The sequence below is a fragment of the Aeromonas fluvialis genome, from assembly GCF_000819885.1.
GTDB classification, from domain to species: Bacteria; Pseudomonadota; Gammaproteobacteria; order Enterobacterales; family Aeromonadaceae; genus Aeromonas; species Aeromonas fluvialis.
Map to the genome: position 1 here is coordinate 105,115 of NZ_CDBO01000011.1, position 23,080 is coordinate 128,194.

22 protein-coding genes are annotated in these 23,080 nt (G+C 60.5%); 16 read left to right on the top strand and 6 right to left on the bottom strand.

Annotated elements, in window-relative coordinates; genetic code table 11:
* The first annotated feature begins 162 nt into the window (after nucleotides 1–162).
* The 9 genes from putA (at nucleotide 163) to BN1125_RS02665 (ending at nucleotide 12,347) form a co-directional block, all read left to right on the top strand.
* Nucleotides 163–3,327, top strand: a complete 3,165-nt coding sequence (gene putA, locus BN1125_RS02625) for a bifunctional proline dehydrogenase/L-glutamate gamma-semialdehyde dehydrogenase PutA (RefSeq protein WP_042010519.1) — start codon at nucleotides 163–165, stop codon at nucleotides 3,325–3,327.
* 231 nt (nucleotides 3,328–3,558) lie between these two features.
* Nucleotides 3,559–4,338, top strand: coding sequence for an NAD(+) diphosphatase (nudC, locus tag BN1125_RS02630; protein ID WP_042010521.1), 780 nt, complete (start codon nucleotides 3,559–3,561; stop codon nucleotides 4,336–4,338).
* 180 nt (nucleotides 4,339–4,518) lie between these two features.
* Entirely contained in the window at nucleotides 4,519–5,586 is a 1,068-nt protein-coding gene (gene hemE / locus BN1125_RS02635) for a uroporphyrinogen decarboxylase (protein WP_042010522.1), read from the top strand.
* Between the two features lie 111 nt (nucleotides 5,587–5,697).
* Entirely contained in the window at nucleotides 5,698–6,627 is a 930-nt protein-coding gene (locus BN1125_RS02640; RefSeq protein WP_042010524.1) for an ROK family protein, read from the top strand.
* Nucleotides 6,628–6,687: 60 nt separating this feature from the next.
* The gene (gene epd, locus BN1125_RS02645; protein ID WP_042010525.1) at nucleotides 6,688–7,698 is read left to right on the top strand and encodes an erythrose-4-phosphate dehydrogenase; all 1,011 of its coding nucleotides are present in this window, start codon (nucleotides 6,688–6,690) and stop codon (nucleotides 7,696–7,698) included.
* 61 nt (nucleotides 7,699–7,759) lie between these two features.
* Nucleotides 7,760–8,923, top strand: a complete 1,164-nt coding sequence (locus BN1125_RS02650; RefSeq protein WP_042010527.1) for a phosphoglycerate kinase — start codon at nucleotides 7,760–7,762, stop codon at nucleotides 8,921–8,923.
* Nucleotides 8,924–9,036: 113 nt separating this feature from the next.
* Entirely contained in the window at nucleotides 9,037–10,116 is a 1,080-nt protein-coding gene (gene fbaA, locus BN1125_RS02655; protein ID WP_042010529.1) for a class II fructose-bisphosphate aldolase, read from the top strand.
* A gap of 159 nt (nucleotides 10,117–10,275) precedes the next feature.
* Entirely contained in the window at nucleotides 10,276–11,580 is a 1,305-nt protein-coding gene (locus BN1125_RS02660) for an NAD(P)/FAD-dependent oxidoreductase (RefSeq protein ID WP_156993034.1), read from the top strand.
* 236 nt (nucleotides 11,581–11,816) lie between these two features.
* Nucleotides 11,817–12,347, top strand: coding sequence for a hypothetical protein (locus tag BN1125_RS02665; RefSeq protein ID WP_244268453.1), 531 nt, complete (start codon nucleotides 11,817–11,819; stop codon nucleotides 12,345–12,347).
* A 30-nt stretch (nucleotides 12,348–12,377) separates the two neighbouring features.
* On the opposite strand, the gene BN1125_RS02670 is transcribed toward BN1125_RS02665, so the two are convergent.
* The 3 genes from BN1125_RS02670 to cutA all read right to left on the bottom strand — a co-directional run bounded on the left by BN1125_RS02670 (nucleotide 12,378) and on the right by cutA (nucleotide 15,027).
* A complete protein-coding gene (locus tag BN1125_RS02670) occupies nucleotides 12,378–12,791 on the bottom strand; it encodes a hypothetical protein (protein WP_042010534.1) in 414 nt (137 codons plus the stop codon).
* A gap of 131 nt (nucleotides 12,792–12,922) precedes the next feature.
* A complete protein-coding gene (locus BN1125_RS02675) occupies nucleotides 12,923–14,713 on the bottom strand; it encodes a protein-disulfide reductase DsbD (RefSeq protein ID WP_042010536.1) in 1,791 nt (596 codons plus the stop codon).
* The gene (gene cutA / locus BN1125_RS02680; RefSeq protein WP_042010537.1) at nucleotides 14,710–15,027 is read right to left on the bottom strand and encodes a divalent-cation tolerance protein CutA; all 318 of its coding nucleotides are present in this window, start codon (nucleotides 15,025–15,027) and stop codon (nucleotides 14,710–14,712) included. Before cutA ends, BN1125_RS02675 begins: the two co-directional genes overlap by 4 nt.
* A 231-nt stretch (nucleotides 15,028–15,258) precedes the next feature.
* Between cutA and BN1125_RS02685 the strand changes: the two genes are divergently transcribed.
* Nucleotides 15,259–15,615, top strand: coding sequence for a hypothetical protein (locus tag BN1125_RS02685; RefSeq protein WP_042010539.1), 357 nt, complete (start codon nucleotides 15,259–15,261; stop codon nucleotides 15,613–15,615).
* A gap of 89 nt (nucleotides 15,616–15,704) precedes the next feature.
* On the opposite strand, the gene BN1125_RS02690 is transcribed toward BN1125_RS02685, so the two are convergent.
* The gene (locus tag BN1125_RS02690) at nucleotides 15,705–16,142 is read right to left on the bottom strand and encodes a PACE efflux transporter (protein WP_042010540.1); all 438 of its coding nucleotides are present in this window, start codon (nucleotides 16,140–16,142) and stop codon (nucleotides 15,705–15,707) included.
* A gap of 133 nt (nucleotides 16,143–16,275) precedes the next feature.
* Between BN1125_RS02690 and BN1125_RS02695 the strand changes: the two genes are divergently transcribed.
* On the top strand, nucleotides 16,276–17,157 hold the full coding sequence (locus tag BN1125_RS02695) for a LysR family transcriptional regulator (RefSeq protein WP_042010541.1): 882 nt from the start codon (nucleotides 16,276–16,278) through the stop codon (nucleotides 17,155–17,157).
* A gap of 6 nt (nucleotides 17,158–17,163) precedes the next feature.
* Here the strand turns inward: BN1125_RS02695 and ygfZ are convergent, their stop codons facing one another.
* Nucleotides 17,164–18,072, bottom strand: a complete 909-nt coding sequence (gene ygfZ / locus BN1125_RS02700; protein ID WP_042010542.1) for a tRNA-modifying protein YgfZ — start codon at nucleotides 18,070–18,072, stop codon at nucleotides 17,164–17,166.
* A gap of 111 nt (nucleotides 18,073–18,183) precedes the next feature.
* On the opposite strand from ygfZ, the gene BN1125_RS02705 reads away from it, so the two are divergent.
* Together BN1125_RS02705 and BN1125_RS02710 are read left to right on the top strand one after the other, a co-directional pair.
* Nucleotides 18,184–18,453 (top strand): FAD assembly factor SdhE, encoded by a 270-nt coding sequence (locus BN1125_RS02705; RefSeq protein WP_042010544.1) that lies wholly within the window; start codon nucleotides 18,184–18,186, stop codon nucleotides 18,451–18,453.
* Between the two features lie 19 nt (nucleotides 18,454–18,472).
* A complete protein-coding gene (locus BN1125_RS02710) occupies nucleotides 18,473–18,865 on the top strand; it encodes a protein YgfX (RefSeq protein WP_042010731.1) in 393 nt (130 codons plus the stop codon).
* Between the two features lie 161 nt (nucleotides 18,866–19,026).
* Here BN1125_RS02710 and nadB read toward each other — a convergent pair whose 3' ends face one another.
* Entirely contained in the window at nucleotides 19,027–20,634 is a 1,608-nt protein-coding gene (gene nadB, locus BN1125_RS02715; RefSeq protein ID WP_042010545.1) for an L-aspartate oxidase, read from the bottom strand.
* A gap of 182 nt (nucleotides 20,635–20,816) precedes the next feature.
* Between nadB and rpoE the strand changes: the two genes are divergently transcribed.
* Genes rpoE through BN1125_RS02730 form a run of 3 tightly spaced genes read left to right on the top strand, consistent with a single transcriptional unit; the run spans nucleotide 20,817 to nucleotide 23,025 of the window.
* Nucleotides 20,817–21,398, top strand: coding sequence for an RNA polymerase sigma factor RpoE (gene rpoE, locus BN1125_RS02720; protein ID WP_042010547.1), 582 nt, complete (start codon nucleotides 20,817–20,819; stop codon nucleotides 21,396–21,398).
* 22 nt (nucleotides 21,399–21,420) lie between these two features.
* Nucleotides 21,421–22,023 (top strand): sigma-E factor negative regulatory protein, encoded by a 603-nt coding sequence (locus BN1125_RS02725; RefSeq protein WP_042010549.1) that lies wholly within the window; start codon nucleotides 21,421–21,423, stop codon nucleotides 22,021–22,023.
* A 21-nt stretch (nucleotides 22,024–22,044) separates the two neighbouring features.
* A complete protein-coding gene (locus BN1125_RS02730) occupies nucleotides 22,045–23,025 on the top strand; it encodes a MucB/RseB C-terminal domain-containing protein (RefSeq protein WP_042010551.1) in 981 nt (326 codons plus the stop codon).
* Nucleotides 23,026–23,080 lie beyond the last annotated feature (55 nt).

Below are 23,080 nucleotides of genomic sequence, written 5' to 3' on the forward strand. Positions count from 1 at the left end.
AGGGGACTCTAGGAGGGAGTCTGGTGCTGAAATAGCGATGCTTGTTAAAGCTTGGCAACAATTTCATTTCATATATGGTGCAATATTGTATACATTGTCGGCGTTTCGGCGGCGCGTCCGCCTTTGTCGATATCAGCCCTCGGGCGTACAGGAAGACCCCCTATGTTCAAAGCTACCCAAGTGCTTGCCGCTGACTATGTTCCCTCCGATCTGGCCGCCCTGCGCGAAGCCATCACCCAGAACTACGTGGTGGATGAAAATGCCTATCTGGCCGAGCTGTCGGCCATGCTGCCTGGGGATGGCGCTTCGCTGGAGCGGGTGACCCAGCGTGCCCGTACCCTGGTGACCAAGGTGCGCAAGGAGAGCGGCTCCGGTGACGGTATCGACGCCTTCCTGCAGGAGTACAGCCTGGATACCCAGGAGGGGATCATCCTGATGTGTCTGGCCGAGGCGCTGCTGCGCATTCCCGATGCCGAGACCGCCGATGCCCTGATCAAGGACAAGCTCTCAGGCGCCAACTGGTCGTCCCATTTTCGCAAGAGCGACTCCACCCTGGTCAACGCCTCCACCTGGGGGCTGATGCTGACCGGCAAGATCATCAAGCTGGACAAGAAGCTCGACGGCAACCCGGCCAACCTGCTGGGTCGCATGGTCAATAAGCTGGGGGAGCCGGTGGTGCGCTCCGCCATGTACGCCGCCATGAAGATCATGGGCAAGCAGTTCGTGCTGGGTCGCGACATGAAAGAGGCGCTCAAGGCGAGCCGCAAATCCCGCGAGCTGGGCTACACCCACACCTACGACATGCTGGGTGAGTCGGCGCTGACCATGCAGGATGCCGACAAGTATCTGATCGATTACCGCCACGCCATCGAGGCGGTGGGCAACGAGCGGATCAGCGACGGCGGCCCGGCCCCCTCCATCTCCATCAAGCTGTCTGCGCTGCATCCGCGCTATGACGTGGCCAACCGCGAACGGGTGCTCGGCGAAATGTGCGAGCGGCTGGTGGGGTTGGTGCGTCTGGCCCGCGACAAGGATGTGGCCATCAGCATCGATGCCGAGGAGATGGACAGACTCGAGCTGTCGCTGGACTTGTTCGAGCAGCTCTACCGCTCCGATGCCAACCGTGGCTGGGGCAAACTCGGCATGGTGGTGCAGGCCTACTCCAAGCGCGCCCTGCCGGTACTGTGTTGGCTCACCGTGCTGGCCCGCGAGCAGGGTGACCTTATCCCGGTGCGACTGGTGAAGGGGGCGTACTGGGACAGCGAGCTGAAATATGCCCAGCAGGCGGGCCTGCCCGGCTACCCGCTGTTTACCCGCAAGGCGGGTACCGATATCTCCTACCTCGCCTGCGCTCGTTACCTGCTGAGCGAGCCGACCCGCGGCTTTATCGCCCCCCAGTTCGCCACCCACAACGCCAATACCGTGGTCAGCATTCTGGAGATGGCGGGTGATCGCCAGTTTGAATTCCAGCGCCTGCATGGCATGGGGGAGGAGCTGCACAACGCGGTGCTGAGCGACAATCCCGGCCTGCACTGCCGCATCTATGCGCCGGTCGGTGCCCACAAGGATCTGCTGCCCTATCTGGTGCGCCGCCTGCTGGAGAACGGGGCCAACACCTCCTTCGTCCACAAGCTGGTGGATCCCAACACCCCGGTGGATTCGCTGGCCGAGCACCCGTTGCGTACCCTCAAGCGTTACTCCGGCTTTGCCAACGACCGTATTCCTCAGCCGGTGAATCTCTTCAGCGACCGCAAGAACTCCAGCGGCGTCAATATGAACATCCTCTCCATCCAGCGCCCCTTCTTCGCCCGCTTGAAAGAGCTGGAGAGCAAGCAGTGGCTGGCGGGCCCCATCGTTGATGGGGAGACCCTCAAGCGCAGCGAAGCCCGCGTAGTGTTGAGCCCGCAGGATGTGAGCCTGACTGTCGGCAAGATCCACTGGGCCGACGAGCAGGCGGTGGAGCAGGCCTTGGCCTCGGCCCATGCCGCCTTCCCGCGCTGGCGCGAAACCCCGGTGAGCGAGCGTGCCGCCGCGCTGGAGAAGCTGGCAGATCTGCTGGAGGCGAACCGCGAGCAGTTCGTCTCCCTCTGTACTCGCGAGGCGGGCAAGCTGCTGCAAGATGGCATCGACGAGGTGCGCGAGGCGGTCGATTTCTGTCGTTACTACGCGGTGCAGGCCCGCAGCCTGATGGGGCAGGCGACCCTGCTGCCGGGCTACACCGGCGAGCAGAACGAGCTGTTCCTGCAGGGGCGCGGGGTGTTTGTCTGCATCAGCCCGTGGAACTTCCCGCTGGCGATCTTCCTCGGCCAAATTGCTGCAGCACTGGCCACCGGCAACACCGTTATCGCCAAACCGGCGGAGCAGACCGGCCTTATCGCCTATCTGGCGGTGACTTTGGCCCATCAGGCCGGTATCCCGGGCGATGTGCTGCAACTGCTGCCCGGTGACGGCGCCACCGTGGGTGCCAAGCTGACGGCGGATCCACGCATCGGCGGCGTCTGCTTCACCGGCTCCACCGAGACCGCCAAACTGATCAATATGACCCTGGCCCAGCGCGATGGTGCCATCCTGCCGCTCATCGCCGAGACCGGCGGTCAGAACGCCATGATTGTCGACTCAACCGCCCTGCCGGAGCAGGTGGTGCGCGACGTGGTGAGCGCTGCCTTCCAGAGCGCCGGTCAGCGCTGCTCGGCCCTGCGGGTGCTCTACCTGCAGGAGGAGATAGCCCCGCGGGTGCTGGAGATCCTCACCGGCGCCATGCAGGAGCTGAAAGTGGGCAATCCGGCCGAGCATAATACCGACGTCGGCCCGGTGATCGACGCCGATGCCAAGCTGGGGTTGGATGCCCATCTGGCCCGGATGATCCCGCGCGCTCGCCTGATTGCCCAGGCGCCGATGCCCGCCGCGACGATGGAAGGGCACTTTGTTCAACCGACCGCGCTGGAGATCGGCTCCATCCGCGAGCTGGCCAAGGAGCAGTTCGGCCCCATCCTGCACGTGGTGCGCTACGCCACCCGGGATCTGGACAAGGTGATCAGCGACATCAACGGCACCGGCTACGGCCTGACGCTGGGGATCCACAGCCGCAATGAATCCCACGCCGAGGAGCTGGCGAGCCGCATCAACGTGGGTAATGTCTACATCAACCGCAACCAGATCGGCGCCATGGTCGGGGTGCAGCCGTTCGGTGGCCAGGGGCTCTCCGGCACCGGCCCCAAGGCGGGTGGCCCCCACTATCTGAGTCGCTTCGTCACCGAGAAGACCCGCACCATCAACACCACGGCGGTGGGTGGCAACGCCTCCCTGCTGGCGATGGGCGATGCCTGATCCCCGCCGATAGAGGCCGGATACTGGATGCCGGATAACAGCGGGCCGCCTTCGGGCGGCCTCTTTTTTGCCGGGCTCATCAATGTTGGCGAACAGTGCAATCGGCAGCAGCGGGGTCGTCAGCGACCCGTGCTGGTCGTAAGATGGGGGCCATCACGCGGCTTTTTCCCCTTGGCGGGCCCGCCGTAGTCTGGGTTTTGTTTAATTGGATTTAACGAGAGTGTTCATCTGATGTCATTAACCGAACAAGCCCGCTGGTTCGTGCTGGGGGGCGATCATCTGGTACTGCTCGATCTGCAGGGTCAGGTGCCACAGGGAAGTAAGGCGTGCTTGCCTGCTACGCTGGCTGACGCCCATTTCGAGCGTTTTGACGAGTGGCAGGGGCTGCCCAGCTATCTGCTCGATCTGGGGGTTGAGGCCGACACGAGCGCCATGAGCCCGCTGCGCCAGCTGATGGTGGCGGGGGACGAAGAGGGCTTTCGCCTCGCTGGCCGCGCCTGGCAGCTGGCTACCTTCCGCCGCACCCACAGTTTTTGCGGCGAGTGCGGCGCCCCCATGACCCCGAAGGTGGGGGAGTGGGCGCAGGTGTGCCACCAGGGTCACACGGCCTATCCGCGCATCTCCCCCTGCATTATCGTGGCAGTGCGCAAGGGGCCGGAGATCCTGCTGGCTGCCCATCGTCGTCACTATCAGGCGGACGATCCCATGTATACCGTGCTGGCCGGCTTTGTGGAGGCGGGGGAGAACCTCGAGCAGTGCGTGGCGCGGGAGGTGTTCGAGGAGAGCGGCATCCGGGTGCGCAATGTGCGCTATGTGGCGAGCCAGCCCTGGCCCTTCCCCCACAGCCTGATGATGGGTTTTACCGCCGACTACGAGAGCGGCGAGATAATGGTGCAGGATGACGAACTGGTCGCTGCCGCTTTCTTTGCCGCCGACCGGCTGCCGCGCTTGCCACCCCACGGCACCATTGCCCGGCGCCTGATCGAATTGTCACTGGCTGGCGAGGGGTAACGGCGCTTATCTTTTCGCCAACCTTTTTGCACTTCTTTTTAAAAACGGGGCGCTCTGGTTTGCGCCCCTTCACATCTTTGCAACCGATCACCCATTTGCCACGTTTTGGGCAGTCCGCTTGACTGGGCAAAGTGGTATTATGACCGCCATTTTATGCGTGATACGAACTCAGGAACTGGGATGAAAGAGCTGAAGAACGATCGATACCTGCGCGCTTTGCTGCGTCAGGACGTGGATATGACCCCGGTATGGATGATGCGCCAGGCTGGCCGCTATCTGCCGGAATACAAGGCGACTCGCGCCCAGGCGGGGGATTTTATGTCCCTGTGCCGTAATGCCGAGCTGGCCTGTGAAGTCACCCTGCAGCCGCTGCGCCGCTACCCGCTCGATGCCGCCATCCTCTTCTCCGACATCCTCACTGTGCCCGATGCCATGGGGCTCGGCCTCTACTTCGAGCAGGGTGAAGGCCCGCGCTTCGAGCGCCCCATCAAATCCATAGCCGATGTGCAGGCGCTGCCCATTCCGGATCCGGAAGATGAGCTGGGCTACGTGATGAATGCGGTGCGCACCATCCGCCGTGAGCTGAAGGGCGAAGTGCCGCTCATCGGCTTCTCCGGCAGCCCATGGACCCTGGCAACCTACATGGTGGAGGGGGGCAGCTCCAAGGCGTTCACCAAGATCAAGCAGATGATGTACGCAGAGCCCATGACCCTGCACCTGCTGCTCGACAAGCTGGCCGACAGCGTGATTAGCTATCTCAACGCCCAGATCAAGGCGGGTGCCCAGGCAGTCATGGTGTTCGACACTTGGGGCGGCGTGCTCACCCCGCGCGATTACCGCGACTTCTCCCTGCAGTACATGCACAAGATCGTCGATGGCCTGATCCGCGAGCACGACGGTCGTCGCGTGCCGGTCACCCTGTTCACCAAGAACGGCGGTCAGTGGCTGGAGCAGATCGCCGCCACCGGTTGTGATGCGCTGGGCCTGGACTGGACCACCGACATTGCCGACGCCAAGCGCCGGGTCGGCGACAAGGTGGCGCTGCAGGGCAACATGGATCCCTCCATGCTTTACGCCAATCAGGCTCGCATCTGTGAAGAGGTCGCCTCCATCCTGGCCGGTTTCGGTCACGGCAATGGCCACGTCTTCAACCTGGGTCACGGCATCCATCAGGATGTGAACCCGGAGCACGCCGGCGTGTTCGTCAACGCGGTGCACGAGCTCTCCGCCCAGTACCACGGCCGCTAAGGCCGGGGTGGGCGAAGAATAGTGCGATTGAAATTCGGGGCCGTCAGGCCCCGTTTTACATTTAAAATGGCGCCGCGACGACGAGTGCGTGGCGTCAGTGCAGGAGGCAAGATGAGCAGCAAGTCACTGGATTGGGGTATCGATCTTGGCGGTACCAAGTGTGAATGCGTGGTGCTGGATGGCGACGAGGTGCTGCTGCGCCACCGCATCCCCACCGAGCGGGCGGGCGGTTATGAGCACATGATCGGCCAGATCGCCAAGCTGGTGGCGCAGTGCGCCGAGAAGATTGGCCAGCGTCCGACCGTCATCGGCATGGGCACCCCCGGCGCTCGGGATCCGCAGACCGGCCTGATGAAGAATTGCAACACCACCGAGCTCAATGGCAAGCCGTTCAAGGAGGATTTGGAACGCAAGCTGGGCGTGCCGGTGCTGATCGCCAACGATGCCAACTGCTTCGCGCTAGCAGAAACCCATCTCGGTGCAGTGCGCCAGCACCATCCCGATGCGAAAGTGGTGTTCGGCATCATCATGGGCACCGGAGTCGGCTCCGGTATCGTCATCAACGGCCAGATCCTCAACGGCCACCACGGCATCGCCGGCGAGTGGGGCCACAACGTGCTTTCCCCTGATGGTCCCGAGTGCTACTGCGGCAAGCGCGGCTGCGTCGAGACCCTGATCAGCGGCCCGGCGCTGGAGGCCTGGTACGAAGCCAAGGCCAAGCGTCATCTGTCGCTCGCCCAGATCGCGGCCGCCACCGCCCACGATCACATCGCCAAGCTCACCATCGACCGGCTGCACCTGCTGTTTGGTCAGGCGCTGGCCAACGTGGTCAACATTCTCGACCCGGATGTTATCGTCATCGGCGGCGGGGTGGGCAATGTGCAGAGCCTTTACAGCGCCGGACGACAGACAATTTTGCCCTTCCTCTTTAATCCCCGCTTCAGAGCCCCCATTATTGCTCCAGCCCTTGGCGACAGTGCCGGGGTATTCGGGGCCGCACTGCTGGCCCGCGGTGAATTCAAGGAGGCCCTGCTGTCGTAGCTTGGGCTCCCGGGCGGCCGGTGCGTCGCCCTGTTGCTGGTTCAAGGAAACGGATTCTCGATGATCAAGATTGCCATCAATGGTTACGGGCGGATCGGTCGCAACGTGTTGCGAGCCCTCTATGAAAGCGGGCGCGACAAGACCATCAAGATCGTCGCCATCAATGAGCTGGCGGCCCCCGAGGCCATGGTGCACCTGACTCGTTACGATACCAGTCACGGTCGCTTCCACCATCCGGTGCAACTGGCGGGCAACAGCATGCTGGTGGGGGAGGATCTCATCTCTTTGTTTGCCGAGCGGGATCCGTCAAAGCTGCCGTGGCGGGCGCTGGGGGTGGACGTGGTGCTCGATTGCACCGGAGTGTTCGGCTCGCGGGCCGATGCCGAGCTGCATCTGTCGGCGGGGGCGGGCAAGGTGCTCTTCTCCCACCCGGCCGATGCCGATGTGGATGCCACCGTGGTCTACGGGGTCAACCATCATACCCTCACCGGAGCGGAGCGGATCGTCTCCAACGCCTCCTGTACCACCAACTGCGTGGTGCCGGTGATTGAAACATTGCATCGAGAATTCGAGATAAATTGTGGTACTATTACGACAATTCATTCGGCCATGCATGATCAGCAAGTCATCGATGCCTACCACAGTGACTTGCGCCGAACCCGCGCAGCCAGTCAGTCCATCATTCCGGTGGATACCAAGCTGGCAAAGGGACTGGAGCGTATCCTGCCCCACTTCGCCGGCAAGTTCGAGGCGATCGCGGTGCGGGTGCCGACCATCAATGTAACAGCGATGGATCTCAGTATTACTGTTCGTAAAAAAGTGACAGTTACTGACGTAAATCAAGCCCTGCAACGGGCATCCAGAGGTACATTACACGGTATTCTGGATTACACGGAAGAACCGCTGGTCTCCGTAGACTTTAATCATGATGCTCACTCATGCATCATTGATGGTACCCAGACTCGGGTGAGCGATGCCAACCTCGTCAAGATGTTGATGTGGTGTGATAACGAATGGGGCTTTGCGAACCGGATGCTGGATACCACCCGGGCAATGATGGCCGCAGGCTGAGCCTGCTCCGGGCGAAAGGTTACTGTTTTTAACATTACCTGGAAAATATAGAGGACTGAATATGTCTGTTATCAAGATGACTGACCTGGATCTGGCGGGTAAACGCGTTCTGATCCGTGCTGACCTGAACGTACCGGTAAAAGACGGCAAGGTCACCTCCGATGCACGTATCGTTGCGACTCTGCCGACCATCAAGCTGGCTCTGGAAAAGGGCGCCAAGCTGATGATCACCTCCCACCTGGGTCGTCCGACCGAGGGTGAATACAACGAAGAATTCTCCCTGGCTCCGGTTGTCAACTATCTGAAAGACGCTCTGTCCTGCCCGGTTCGCCTGGCCAAGGATTACCTGGATGGCGTAGACGTCGCTGCCGGTGAGCTGGTTGTGCTGGAAAACTGCCGTTTCAACAAAGGCGAGAAGAAGAACACCGAAGAGCTGGCCAAAAAATACGCCGCCCTGTGTGATGTTTTTGTAATGGATGCGTTCGGTACTGCTCACCGCGCCGAAGGCTCCACCTACGGTGTGGCTCAGTTCGCACCGGTCGCCTGTGCTGGCCCGCTGCTGGCGGGTGAACTGGAAGCCCTGGGCAAAGCCATGCTGAAGCCCGAGCGCCCGATGGTTGCCATCGTTGGTGGCTCCAAGGTCTCCACCAAGCTGACCGTTCTGGAATCCCTCTCCAAAATCGCTGACCAGTTGGTGGTCGGTGGCGGCATCGCCAACACCTTCATCGCTGCTGCCGGTCACAACGTCGGCAAGTCCCTGTGCGAGCACGACCTGATCGATACCGCCAAGAAACTGGCTGCCGAGACCAACATTCCGGTGACCACCGATGTGGTTGTCGGTAGCGAGTTCTCCGAGTCCACTCCGGCTACCATCAAGTCTGTTGCTGATGTGACCGACGGCGACATGATCTTCGACATCGGCCCGGATTCTGCCAAGGCCCTGGCTGACATCATCATGAACGCCAAGACCATCCTGTGGAACGGCCCGGTCGGTGTGTTCGAGTTCGACCAGTTCGCTGAAGGCACCAAGGTGATCGCTGAAGCCATCGCTGCTTCTCCCGCCTTCTCCATCGCGGGCGGTGGTGACACCCTGGCCGCCATCGACAAGTTCGGCATCGCCGACAAAGTCTCCTACATCTCTACCGGCGGCGGCGCCTTCCTGGAGTTCGTAGAAGGCAAGGTTCTGCCAGCTGTCGCGATTCTCGAAGAGCGCGCCAAAGCCTAATTGACCCGGAACGGGGGGCAAAAGCCTCCCGTTTCGTTTATCATGAGCCCGCTGTGCCGGTTCATGATGAACCCCCCATTTTATTAACGGCATACGAGACAGGACGATTAAACATGTCTAAGAAAATTTTCGACTTCGTAAAACCCGGCGTGATCACTGGTGATGACGTTCAGAAAGTGTTCGCTATCGCTAAAGAGAACGGCTTTGCTCTGCCAGCAGTTAACTGCGTTGGTACCGACTCCGTTAACGCCGTACTGGAAGCTGCCGCCAAGGTGAAAGCCCCGGTTATCGTTCAGTTCTCCAACGGTGGTGCCGTATTCACCGCCGGTAAGGGTCTGAAGCTGGAAGGCCAGCAAGCAGCCATTCTGGGTGCTATCTCTGGTGCCAAGCACGTGCACGCCGTTGCCGAAGCTTACGGCGTACCAGTCATCCTGCACACCGACCACGCTGCCAAGAAGCTGCTGCCGTGGATCGACGGTCTGCTGGATGCAGGTGAGAAGCACTTTGCTGAAACTGGCAAGCCGCTGTTCTCCTCCCACATGCTGGATCTGTCCGAAGAGTCTCTGGAAGAGAACATCGACATCTGCTGCGAGTACCTGACCCGCATGGCCAAGATGAACATGACTCTGGAGCTGGAACTGGGTTGCACCGGTGGCGAAGAAGATGGCGTAGACAACAGCCACCTGGATCAATCTTCCCTGTACACCCAGCCGGAAGATGTTGCTTACGCTTACGAGCGTCTGTCCAAGATCAGCCCGCGTTTCACCATCGCTGCCTCCTTCGGCAACGTACACGGTGTCTACAAGCCGGGTAACGTCAAGCTGACCCCGTCCATCCTGGATGCTTCCCAGAAGTACGTTTCCGAGAAGTTCGGCATCCCTGCCAAGTCTCTGGACTTCGTATTCCACGGTGGTTCAGGTTCCACTCTGGAAGAGATCCGCGAGTCCATCTCCTACGGCGTCGTGAAGATGAACATCGACACTGACACCCAGTGGGCAACCTGGGAAGGTCTGCTGCACTTCTACCAGAAGAACGAAGCTTACCTGCAAGGCCAGCTGGGCAACCCGGAAGGCGCCGACAAGCCGAACAAGAAGTTCTACGATCCGCGCGTATGGCTGCGTGAAGGTCAGACTTCCATGATCGCTCGTCTGGAGAAAGCATTCTCCGACCTGAACGCCATCGACGTACTGTAATTCGTTACAGCACCTTGATTGCATGAAAAGGCGCCCTTCGGGGCGCCTTTTGCATTTCTGTGATCCGCACCAGTTGGTGAGTGGAGGAGGATCTGGGTATTATCAAAACAACTTTGCTTATTTTATTAAACAATTTGCAACCAAGGCAGGATGCTGAGTATGCAGGCAGGAAAGCACATCGGATATCAGGAGCACGTCGCCTCCTACTACGCGGCCACCCGCAACGACTCGCAACAGTGGCCTGAGCTGGAGGGGGAGCACAAGGCTGACGTCTGCATCATCGGTGGCGGCTTCACCGGCCTCAACACAGCCATCAATCTGGCGGATGCCGGTTACAAGGTCGCCTTGCTGGAGGCCAACCGTATCGGCTGGGGGGCCTCCGGGCGCAACGGCGGTCAGCTTATTCGCGGTATCGGCCACGATACCAGCCAGTTTGCCCGCTGGATTGGTGAGGAGGGGGTCCGCGAGCTCGACCTGATGGGGCTGGAGGCGGTGCAGCTGGTGCGCGAGCGGGTCGAGCGCTTCAATATCGATTGCGATCTCACCTGGGGTTACTGCGACCTCGCGACCCGTCAGCGTCATCTGGCCGGTTTTGAAGAGGATCTCGACCATCTGGCGAGCCTGGGTTATGAGCACGAGCTAAAGCTGGTCGCGCGCGAAGATATCCATAGCGTGGTGGGATCGGATCGCTACATCGGCGGCTTGATCGACATGGGCTCCGGTCATCTGCATCCTCTCAATCTGGCGCTGGGAGAGGCGCGTGCCGCCGCCAGCCTCGGGGTTTCGCTGTTCGAACAGGCCAGAGTGACCCACATCGACTATGGCAAGCAGGTCGAAGTGACAACCGCCCACGGTCGGGTCACGGCCGACTATCTGGTGATCGGCTGCAATGCCTATCTCAACGAGCTCAATCCCGAGCTGGGGGGCAAGGTGCTGCCAGCGGGCTCCTATATCCTCGCCACCGAGGTGCTGGATCGCCGCTTGCGCCAGCGCTTGCTGCCGCAAAACATGGCGGTGTGCGATCAGAACGTAGCCCTCGACTACTACCGCCTCTCCGCCGACGGCCGCCTGCTGTTCGGCGGGGCCTGCAACTACTCGGGCCGGGATCCCAAGGATATCAAGGCCTTTATGCTGCCCAAGCTGCTGCGGGTATTCCCCGAGCTGGCAGGCACTGCCATCGAGTTTCAGTGGGGGGGGATGATCGGGATTGGCGCCAACCGACTGCCGCAGATTGGCCGCTTGAAGGAATATCCCAACGTGCTCTACGCCCAGGCTTACTCGGGCCACGGTCTCAATGCCACCCATATGGCGGGCAAGCTGGTGGCGGAGGCGATCCGCGGCGAGAGCCGGGGCTTCGATCTGTTTGCCAGCGTGCCCCATATCACCTTCCCCGGTGGCCCTGCCCTGCGCTCCCCGCTGCTGGCGCTCGGGATGCTGTGGCACCGGATGAAGGATCTGCTCTGAGCAGGGGCCTACCCGGTCTTGCCGCTGGTGGGCAAGGGGTTGCCACCCTGTTTGCCGACTGTGCGGTGTTATTCTGTGGCAGTCTCTCTTTATGGTTTAAGTTGTCAATAAAGTCAGGATCTCCAATTTCTTGTGCTGATGATGAAGGCGAACTGGATTGGCCCGTCCCTTGCCATGGCTGACAGGGGTTGAATCGCTGATGAGCAGCGGTGGCCCCACTCAGGAGACAAGTGACTATGACAATAAACGTGAATGGGTCAGGAGATGTCGGCTCGCTGGCACAATTGCTGGCCGCAAGTGGCAGTGAACGCAAGGAGAGACCCGCCATGCCGCCACCGCCCCCTCCCCAGGGTGCCAATAACAAGATGGAGGAGGATCTCAAATCGGTACTGGCCGAACTGGGGTTGAGTGGCGGGGCAGAGGAGAGTGACAAGGTATCGGACAGCAGTGGCAGTTCGCTCGAGACCTTTATGGCGAGCCTGATGGACGCCCTGCATGCCCAGCAGGAGGGGAGCAAGGCCATCGCCGCCGGCAGCAGCGACAATCCGATGAAACTGGATCTGCAGAGCCTGCTGGCCCAGCTGGATGGTGAGGGCGAGCAAAGTAGCGAAGTGAGTGCCCTGCAAAGCCAGTTCTCCAGCTTGCTGGAGAGCAGTGGTAGCAGCGGCAGTGGCGTGAGCCTCAAGGAGTTCCTCTCGGCCTTTGCCAACAAGATCCCGAGTGATGCGCCGGATCGAAGGGGCTATCTGGTCGATACCCAGGCTTGAGTCAGCCTGATAATACTGGTCGGGTCCGCGTCAGTACGTCGGCTCGGCCAGCCGCCAGCCCTGCTCCGTCTTCATCATCCACACCTCGGCTTGCTGGGGCAGCACCTGGCCAGCCTCGAAGTCGCCATATTTGCGCTCCAGCTCCATCAGTCCCATCTCCTGCTGGAAGGGGCCGACCTTGTCGTAGACCAGATCCTCGTCGTGCAACACCTGCAACTGATCGAGCCCCTGCTTGAAGTGGAGCTGGTAACTCACCTTGACCAGATAGACCCCCTCCAACCGCTCCTCCTTGCCGAGGATGGTGAAGTCGCTGATCTCGAACAGGTTTGCGTCTGTCTCGGCCAGTAGCCTGGCGGTAACTTGGCTCCGGATATCCTCTTCACCGGGCCCTGCACTGCAGCCATAAAGCCAGAGGGCCAGCAGGGGGATGAACCACTTTTTCATCAAAACTCCGGACGGGCGAGACAATCGAAGGGCAAATTCTGCCATGCTGCCGGTCATATACAAGGGATTGCCAGAAAAATCAGTGCGTAACGTATAAGGCGGCCCCGGTCTGTCGACAGGGGCGCCGCTGGTCAGCGTAGCTGATCAAGCTTGCCAAGAAACTCCGCTGGCCCCATAAAGCCGGTGACCCGCTGCCCCTCAAGCTCCTTGCCCTCGCGGTCGAAGAAGATGAGGGTCGGCAACCCCAGCACATTGAGGGTGTTGAGCAGCTCGATATCGGCATCGTCGTTGGCAGTGACATCCGCCTGCAGCAGCACCATCTGGCCGAAGCGCTCCCGCACAGCGGGATCGCTGAAGGTCTTGTGCTCGAACTCCTTGCAGGCGACGCACCAGTCGGCGTAGAGGTCGAGCAGCACCGGCTTGCCGCGGGCGGCGGCCAGCTGCACCTTGAGATCATCCAGGGTCTTGATGCGGACAAATTGCGGGGCGCTTTGATTCGCGCCCGCAGAGACGGCTGCAGGGGCGGCCGGTTGCAGCAGATCCTTGCCCACTACTACGGCGCTGATCATCGCCAGCAACAGCACGAAGCCGCGCACGCTTCTGGCCACCGAGTGGGGCTGGTGCTGGTTGTGATGATAGAGATAGCCGCACAGCAGCAACCCCCAGCCGAGCCAGGCGAGGGTGGCAATCTGATCGCTCCAGAGCCGTGACAGCAGCAGGATGGGCACCGCCAGCAGGGCAAAGCCAAACAGCTGCTTGATCACATCCATCCAGGCGCCCGCCTTGGGCAGCAGCTTGCCACCCGAGGTGCCGAGCAGCAGCAGCGGCAGCCCCATCCCCAGTGACAGCGCATAGAGCGCTGCGCCGCCGAGCCAGAGATCGCCGCTCTGGGCCACGTAGATCAGCGCCCCCGAGAGTGGTGCCGTGGTGCAGGGGGAGCAGACCAGCCCGGAGATCATCCCCATGATGGCGACCCCGACTACCGAGCCGCCCTGCTGGCGGTTGGAGAGACCGGAGAGGCGAGTTTGCAAACTGCTCGGCAGTTGCAGGGTGTAGAACCCGAACATGGAGAGGGCCAGCAGCACGAACATCAGCGAGAGGCTGATCAACACATAGGGGTGTTGCAGCGCCGCCTGGAATTTCAGACCCGCCGAGGCCACTACCAGCCCCAGCAGGGTGTAGGTGACCGCCATCCCCTGCACATAGACAAAGGAGAGCAGGAAGGCGCGGCCGGTAGAGAGGCGATGACCAGCGCCGGCGATGATGCTGGTCAGGATCGGGTACATGGGGAACACGCAGGGGGTGAAGGCGAGCCCCAGCCCCAGCGCGAAGAAGGCGACGATGCTGAGCCAGAACCCCTGATTGCCGAGGGCGGCGGCGAGCTGATCCTGTTGGCTCACGGGTGTGACGCTTTGTGCCGTTTCAGCAGTGGACGCTGTGGTTGCCGTGACCAGCGGGGCCACCTCGATCAGCTTGTCGGTCGGTGGATAGCAGAGGCCGTCGGTACAGCCCTGATAGCGCATCCGCAGGGTAGCGTTTTCGCCCACCTCTTTTAGCTGCACCACGATGCTCACCTGCTGGTAGTAGACCCGGGTCTTGCCGAAGAAGTCATCCTCGTGCTCGGTGCCTTCTGGCAGGGTCGGCTCGCTGAAGGTGAGATTGTTCCCCTTGAAACGCAGGCTGTGGCGATAGAGGTAGTAGTCGTCGGCGATGTGGAGGGTCAGCAGCAGCTGATCGCCGCGCTGTTCGCTCTCGATCTGAAAGGCCTCATCGACTTGCAAAAAGGTGGGTTTGGCGTTGGCTTCAATACCCAGCGAGCTGAGCAGATCGGCGCCGCTGGCGTGGGCTGGGGAGCTGCCCACCGCCGTCGTCAACAGGGCACAGAGCAGCAGCAGGGGAGAGAGCAAGCGGGTGAACGTCATGAGGTCTCCCCATTGAGCCAGTCGAGGTAGGCGGGCAGTCCGTTGCTCACTGGCAGGGCCAGTAGCTCGGGCACCTCGTAGGGGTGATGAGTCTGGATGCACTGCTGCAGCTCGGTAAAGCGCGACTGGCGGGATTTGATGATGAGCTGGATCTCGGAGGCGCGCTCCACCTTGCCTTGCCAGCGATAGATGGAAGTGACACCCGGCAGCTGATTGATGCAGGCGGCCAGCCGCTGGTTCAGCAGTTGTTCGCAGAGAAGGTCGGCACTGGTTTGGTCTGGGCAGGTGCAGAGCACCACTATGGCGTCGGTCATAAAGCGGATCTTCACCTCGTTGGGGTAAGCCGTAGGGGAGCCTTTAACGTGCAATATGAAGATGATGAAGGCCCCGAAAATCAGCGGATACTATACCCCAGAGCTACAGCAAATAGCATCTGTAGCCATTTGTGAGCCAGCGCCAACAATTTGTGGGGGGCGCGAGATAGACGCTGTCATGGGGACAGGGCAGAATGAGCGGGCTTGTTCCCAATTGACGTAAGGAAATGTATGACCCAACAGAATGAGCAGCAGAGAAACCGCATGTTGAGCCTGCTGCGCGAAGGTGAGCGCCGTATGCTGGTTCAATTGGCCGGGCTGCTGCGCACGACCGCCGATGAAATCAATGCCGAGTTGGATAAAGAGGAGCTGATGGGAACCCTTGAGCAGCCCATCACGGTGGAGTATCTCAACGGCGTGGTGCAGCACCATCTGTTCGAGCGCAAACACAAGGGAGATATGGCGGTAGCTCAGCAGATGCTGAGTGAATACCAAAGCGAGCTGGAAGCCCTGCAACTAGCCCAGGCTCAACCCGAAAAGGTCGATATCACCGATGACGAGGGTGCCGAGTTTAAGGCTCAGGCCTGACGTTTTTCTCTCCTCGCTCGTCGCCTTTGTTCTCTCGGGCACCATCATTGCGATCATGATGGTGCTCTGTTTTTTGGGGCTCTAACCACTTAGCCTGGCGCTTTCTGCAGCATCGGTTGGGGGATGGGGAACACTTTGTCATATCCCCAGTTATAGACAAAGGCATAGATCAGGTAGAAGGCGACGAAGCCCAAATCCAGCAGCAGCGCCTCCAGCAGGCTGACGCTCAGCCACCAGGACATGACCGGCAGCGCGACGATCAGCAGACCGCCCTCAAAGCCGAAGGTGTGCAGCACCCGTTGCCACAGTGTCTTGTGGGTATGGCCCTGATACCTCAGCAGCAGCTTGTCGACCCCGATGTTGTAGATGTAGTTCCAGACGGTGGCCAGCAGCGAGAAGAACAGGGCCAGCGGGCCCATATGGTTGAGCCCGACGCCCGTGACCCAGCTGGCCAGCGGGGCAGCAATCAGCAGGCCAATGAATTCAAAGCCAACGGCATGGCGCAGACGATCGTTACGGGTACGCATACATCATTCTCTCAATCAGGTGTGTTCAGGAATTGCTGGCTAATCTATAGTTCATTAGCGATAGATTCACGTTGGTATCCATCGCTAAAACAGATAGATGATAAGGGAAAGGGGTTGCCCGGAGGGCCGCACAATGACGCCATCACTGGAACAACTGAAAGTCTTGCTGGCAGCCGCCGACACCGGCTCGTTTTCTGCCGCCGCCCGCAAGCTGGGCAAGGCGCAGTCGGTGGTGAGCAGCGCCATCGCCAATCTGGAGATCGATCTGGCGCTCACCCTGTTTGACCGCAGCGGTCGCTATCCGCAGCTGACGGAGGCGGGGGCCCGCATGGTGCAGGAGGCGGGGATCCTGCTGGCGCAGAGTGAACGGTTACAGGCCATTGCCGGGGAGCTGGCGGCCGGGGTGGAGTCACGCCTCACTCTGGCTATCGATGATGATTCTCACCTTCCCTGGCTTGGTAGTCTGCTGGCGGAGTTTGCCACCCGCTACCCGACAGTCGAGCTGGAGCTGCTCTTCCCGCTGATGGAGGATGTGACCGAGATGCTGGTGACTGGCCGGGCCCAGCTAGGCATCAGTTATCAGAAGGTGCATCCCCAGCGGGAGATCGTTGCCCACTCGCTGGGGGAGGTGACCATGCCGCTGGTGGTGTCACCGGATCATCCGCTGGCCCGCAAGCAGCCGCTGCGGGAGGTCGATCTGCAGAGGGTGCGTCAGCTGATGGTCACCGGCCGCCGGGAAGGGAGCGAGCGCCAGCGTTTTCGTATCTCGGCTCAGGTGTGGTGGGTCGAGGGGGATCTCGGGGTGCTGGAGCTGGTCAAGCGGGGTCTTGGCTGGTCCGCCATTCCGGAATTTCTGCTGCATCAACCGCTGAAGCGGGGGGAAGTGGTGGTGCTGGAGCCGGACTTTATCGCCAGCCACGCGCTGGCGCTGGAGTTACAGTGGCATCGCGCCCGCCCGCTGGGGCAGGCGGGGCGCTGGCTGAAGGAGGCCCTGCTGGCGCGCGTGCCTCGCTAGCCGACCTTACTCGGTCAGGGCGTAAGGCAGGGGTTGCAGGGTGAGGCGGGAGCCTTCGTCCTGCTTGAGGCGGAATTGGGCGTCAGCCTCGGTATCTTTCGGCAGCACGGCGGTGAGCCACACCTGCCCGGCCTGTTGCCAGGCGTTGAGCACCATGCCGCTGCGGCGCCAGTTGTCACCCAGTTGCAGCTCAAGGGTATCGCCGCTGGCGACCGGCTCGCCGGTCGTGCCGGCCAGCAGGAACAGGGCGCGGTTGTTGGCACCGCGATACTTGGCACGGGCCACCGTCTCCTGCCCCATGTAGCAACCCTTGTTGAAGCTGATGCCATCCAGCGCCTGCAGGTTGAGCATCTGCGGGATGAACTCCCCCTGATGCACCGCCTCCATATGCGGCAGACCCGCCTTGATCTCGAGCCCCCACCAGAGTGACTCATCACCTTGCGGCAGGGCGTCGGCTTGCTGATTGCTCACCAGCAGCCAGCGATCCTGTTCGATCTTCACCGCCATGCCGCCGTCGATGAGACCGCTCTGCGCAAGGCCAAACTGCGCGGCGATCCACCCATCGCTGCCTGCACCGGCGATCCCGGTTGTGTGACGCTCATCGGCGGCGATCTCCACCTTAGAGAAGACGGCAAATTTCTTCAGCTCCGGCAGTTGGCGCTCCAGCACCGAAGGGCTGGTCAGCAGCAGCAGGCTGTCGTCGAGGCAGAGCAGGCGGAAATTGCTCCACAGCTTGCCCTTGGGATCACAGTGGCCACCCGGGGTCTGTTGCCCCGGTTGCAGGGCGTTGACATCACAGGTGACCTGACCTTGCAGGTATTTGGCGCGCTCCTCGCCGCTGATGCGGGTGATGGCGATCTTGGTCAGGGGGAAGCGGGTCGGCTCGGCAGGAAAAACAGGTGGTTGCAGGCTCACGATGGTATTCCAGAGAGAAAGTATGTGAGCTGCATGGTAAAGACGTAACTAATGTTTGTCAGCCGGAAAATCCAGCTGGTACCATCCCACGGTCTTTGTAAGGAGAGTGCCATGTTGAGCCCAGTTGAAAAATCCCGCCTGAAGTGGGCTTGCCGTCGCGGCATGCTCGAGCTGGATGTGATCTTTATGCCCTTTTTTGAACACGAATTCGACACCCTGAGCGAGGCCGATCAGCAGACCTTTATCCGCCTGCTGGAGTGCGATGACCCGGACCTGTTCAAGTGGTGCATGGGTCATGGTATCCCCGAAGAGCCCGCATTTGCCGCCATGATCCCGATGATCTTGGAGCGCAATCAGGCGCGCCACGACCGCCAGGGGTAATACTGTGGAACGGGTGATCATGACGGTTCACCCCTCCCGCCATCAGCAATGTTTGCTGGTGGCCCTCTTTCTGTTGCTGCTCTGGCCGATGGCTGGCCTGATTGCCGATTGGCAGTGGGCGCTGTTGCTGCCCGTCTGGTTGGTGGCACTCTGGCTGAGCTGGCGCGCACTTGCCGAGCCCCCGTGCGAGCTTATATGGGATGGCCAGTGGCTGCAGTGGCAAGGTCGCCGCTATCAACTCGGCAAGAAAAGCCGCATTCTGCCCAGTGTGCTCAGGCTGGCACTTTGCCCCGAGCCGCAAGAGAGTGGATCTGTGTCGCCACGGCAACTGTGGCTCTTCTCCGATGCCCTTCCCCCCGAACACTACCGCCTGCTGGCGCGAGCCATCCACTTTCTGCCTTCCCGGCGCTGACACCGGCTTCCTGATGACTGCTTGCTGATTTATCGCGATAAGCTGCTGCCATGTAGCTGGCGGTACTATTTGCCGAAAAAAGTGGCAGTAAAAAAGCTGCTGAAAAAAGTGACCCCGCTGGGGCGGGTTCACTGTCGCGGTAATGCGTCGCAGGAGGAGAATTAATCCCGCTCCGGGGTCAGTACGGTCGGCTTCGAGTCTGGCTGCATATCCGGATAGTCCAGATTGTAGTGCAGTCCGCGGGACTCTTTGCGCAGCAGGGCGCAGTTGACGATAAGTTCGGCCACCTGCAACAGGTTGCGCAGCTCCAGCAGGTTATTGGAAACGCGGAAGTGGGCGTAGTACTCCTGCACCTCCTGTTTGAGCAGGTTGATGCGGCGCTTGGCCCGAGCCAGGCGTTTATTGGTGCGCACTATCCCGACATAGTCCCACATCATCAGCCGCAGCTCGTGCCAGTTGTGCTGGATCACTACCAGTTCGTCGGAATCCTCTACCTTGCTCTCGTCCCAGGCGGGCAGGTGAGGTGGTTCCACACTTTTCGGCAGTTTGGTCAGAATGTCGGCTCCCGCCTGATGGGCATAAACCACGCATTCCAGCAGGGAGTTGGAAGCCATTCGGTTGGCGCCGTGCAGGCCGGTATAGGTCACTTCGCCGATAGCATAGAGGCCGGGGATGTCAGTCTGGCCGTTGTTGTCGATCATCACGCCACCGCAGGTGTAGTGAGCCGCAGGCACGATGGGCATCGCCTCTTTGGTGATGTCGATACCGACTGCGAGGCAACGCTCATAAATGGTCGGGAAGTGCTTGATGATGAAATCGGCCGGTTTGTGACTGATATCCAGATACATGCAGTCGGCGCCGAGCCGCTTCATCTCATGGTCGATGGCTCGGGCGACGATATCGCGTGGGGCCAGCTCGGCCCGTTCGTCAAATTCCGGCATGAAGCGGCTGCCATCGGGGCGGCGCAGATAAGCCCCTTCACCGCGCAGAGCCTCGGTCAGCAGAAAGTTGGGATCATCCGGGTGGAACAGGCTGGTGGGGTGGAACTGGTTGAACTCCAGATTCGCCACCCGGCAACCGGCCCGCCATGCCATGGCGATGCCATCGCCAGAGCTCACATCCGGGTTGGAGGTGTACTGGTATACCTTGGAGGCGCCACCGGTCGCCAGTGCCACGAAGCGGGCACGAACCACTTCAACCTGTTCGGTGTTGCGGTTCCAGACATAGGCCCCCAGCACCTTGTTGCCCGGCAGACCCAGCTTGCGGGTGGTGATGAGGTCGACCGCGTTGAAGCGCTCCATCAGCTGGATATTGGGGTGGTCGCGCACCTGATCGATCAGGGTGAGCTGTACCGCCTTGCCGGTGGCATCAGCTGCATGAAAGATGCGGCGATGGCTGTGGCCCCCTTCGCGGGTGAGGTGATAGTGGGACTCGCCCTCGGCGTTCTCCTCTTGATCGAAGGGGACCCCTTGTTGAATGAGCCACTGGATGGACTCGCGGGCGTGGCGAGCGGTGAACTCCACCACGGCCGGGTCACACAACCCGGCGCCCGCGTTGAGCGTATCGCTCACGTGGGATTCGATGCTGTCGGTCTCGTCGAAAACGGCAGCGATGCCTCCTTGCGCATAGAAAGTGGCCCCTTCACTGATGGGCCCCTTGCTCAGAACCAGGACTTTGGCCTGGTCTGCCAATCGCAACGCGAGGGACAGACCAGCGGCACCACTGCCAATGATCAGTACATCGCAAAGGTATTCAACACTTGCTTTCATAAGTATCATTGGCCTGGATTAAGAACTGGCACCATGGTAGCCCAAGCGGGGGCGAGTATGCAGCCTGCATCACATTTTTTTCAATTGAAGCGAACTTTCTCTTATTTTCCCTGTCTGAACTTGTGCGCTTAGGAAGGGCCGGAAAAGAAGAACGATAACCTGATGGGGGTTTTACGGCTCTGATGACCGACCAGAATCTACTGGACGAACAGCTGGTTGAACGGGTCCAGCGCGGCGATAAAGCAGCTTTCAACCTGTTGGTAAAAAAATACCAGCAAAAGGTGGTCAACCTGGTTGCCAGATATGTGAACAATCCCGGTGATGTGCCCGATGTGGCGCAAGAGGCCTTCATAAAAGCCTACCGGGCATTGCCGACATTCCGTGGCGAAAGTGCTTTTTATACCTGGTTGTACCGAATTGCCGTCAATACGGCGAAAAACTATCTGACCTCCCAAGGGCGCAGGCCCCCCAGCAGTGATGTGGAGGCTGATGAAGCGGAGTCTTATGGTGGTAGTGAAGCCTTGCAAGAGGTTTCAACCCCGGAAAACCTGGCGCTGACTGACGAGATCAAACGCACCGTGTTTTCAGCCATAGAGGCATTGCCGGAAGACCTGAGGACAGCGATCACCCTTCGCGAACTGGAAGGGCTGAGCTACGAAGAGATTGCCGAAATCATGGATTGCCCTGTGGGTACGGTCAGATCCCGTATCTTCCGGGCGAGGGACGCAATCGATAAAAAGCTGCAACCTCTGATCGAGAATTAACTGGGGAAAGACGGATTAACTTATGGCAAAAAAAGAGCAAATCTCTGCCCTGATGGATGGTGACCTGAGTGACGCAGAGGTACTGAACGAGCTGGAGCTGGATGCCGACTCGCAAGCTACCTGGGGTCGTTACCACCTGATCGGCGATGCCATGCGGGGTGACCTGCCGATCAATCTGCAACTGGATCTCAGTGACAGCATCATGGCTGCGCTGGAGGACGAGCCTACCATACTGGCTCCCAAGCCTGTTGAGACTGCGCCTGTGCCGCAATCTACCGCATCGCCGGTCAAGAAAGAGTCCAATGTGGTTTCGCTGCTGCGCCGGGCCGGTCAGCAGTTTGGTCAATATGCCATTGCGGCATCCGTGGCCGCTGCCGTTATCTTCGGGGTGCAGCAGTATCAGGGACAGGATGGCGTTCCGGCCAATCCGGTGCTCAATACCATTCCAATCGGTGGCAGTGCGGCACCTGTGAGTGTTCACTATCCGCAACAGGATGGCGCCCGTGCCCGTCAGCAAGGATTGACCGAACAGCAGATGCAGGAGCAGCGGGAGCGGATCAACGCCTTCCTGCGTGACCACCAGTTGCAGCAGCGCCTGTTGCAAGACAGACAGATCCAACAATAACGAATTGTCAGGGATACAAACGTGCGCCAGTCCAGCCGTATTTTGCTGGCCTCTCTCCTGCTGATCAGTGCCAAGGCCTCGGCCGACGATAAGTCGGCCGAGGCCTTGTTGCAGCAGATGCAGAGTGCCGTGCAGCAACAGAATTTCGAGTTGTCCATGGTCAAGGCCCGTCAGGGGCGTCTTGAACCGATCCGGATCAGCCATGCCGTGATCAACGGCAAGGAAGTGGCCCACCTCAGTTACCTCGACGGCAAGGCGATCGAGTATCTCCAGCGCCAGAACGAATACACCTTCTTTGAAAACAGCCACGATCCCTACACCCTGAAGGATGCCCGCTTCCCCGGCATCTGGTCGACGTTGGTGAAGATGCCGCTGGCGCAGGTGCTGGAGAGTTATGATCCTGTGCTGGCCGGCCGCAGCCGGGTAGCGGGAGTGGTCGCCCAGGTTGTCAGACTGGTGCCAAAAGAAGCAGACAAGTATGGCTTCGTGCTCTGGATCGATGAGCAGAGCAACCTGTTGCTGCGGGTCGACATGGTGGAGCGGGAAGGCAATCTGGTCGAACAGGTGCTGGGGGTCGATCTGGAGCTGCAGAATAAGCCTGCACCCTGGCTGGTCGTCCTGGCCAAGCGCAAATTGCCGGAGGCGCTGGCACTGGAAGATGCCTATCCTGCCCCGCAGCAGGCGCTGAGCTGGCAGATCACCTGGTTGCCCGATGGCTTCAAGGTGCTGTCACAAGACCGCCACCAGCTGGTGACCACCAGTATGCCGGTGGATTACATGATGCTCTCCGACGGGTTGGTGGATCTCTCGGTTTATGTCTCCCGGGTTGATCCCAAGCAGGCGGTACGCCAGCAGCTGATCCGCCAGGGGGCGACCTCGCTGGTGAGCTATGTCAACGAGGTGGGGGTCGAGATCACCGTGGTCGGCGAGGTGCCTGCCGAGACCGCCAAGCGCATCGCCGAGTCGGTCCAGCCGCTGGCCCGCAACGAAGCGGTGCAGTGAGTCTGCTTGCCGCAGACAGTCAGTCGTGTTCAGATCCAGCCATTGCATGAGCACG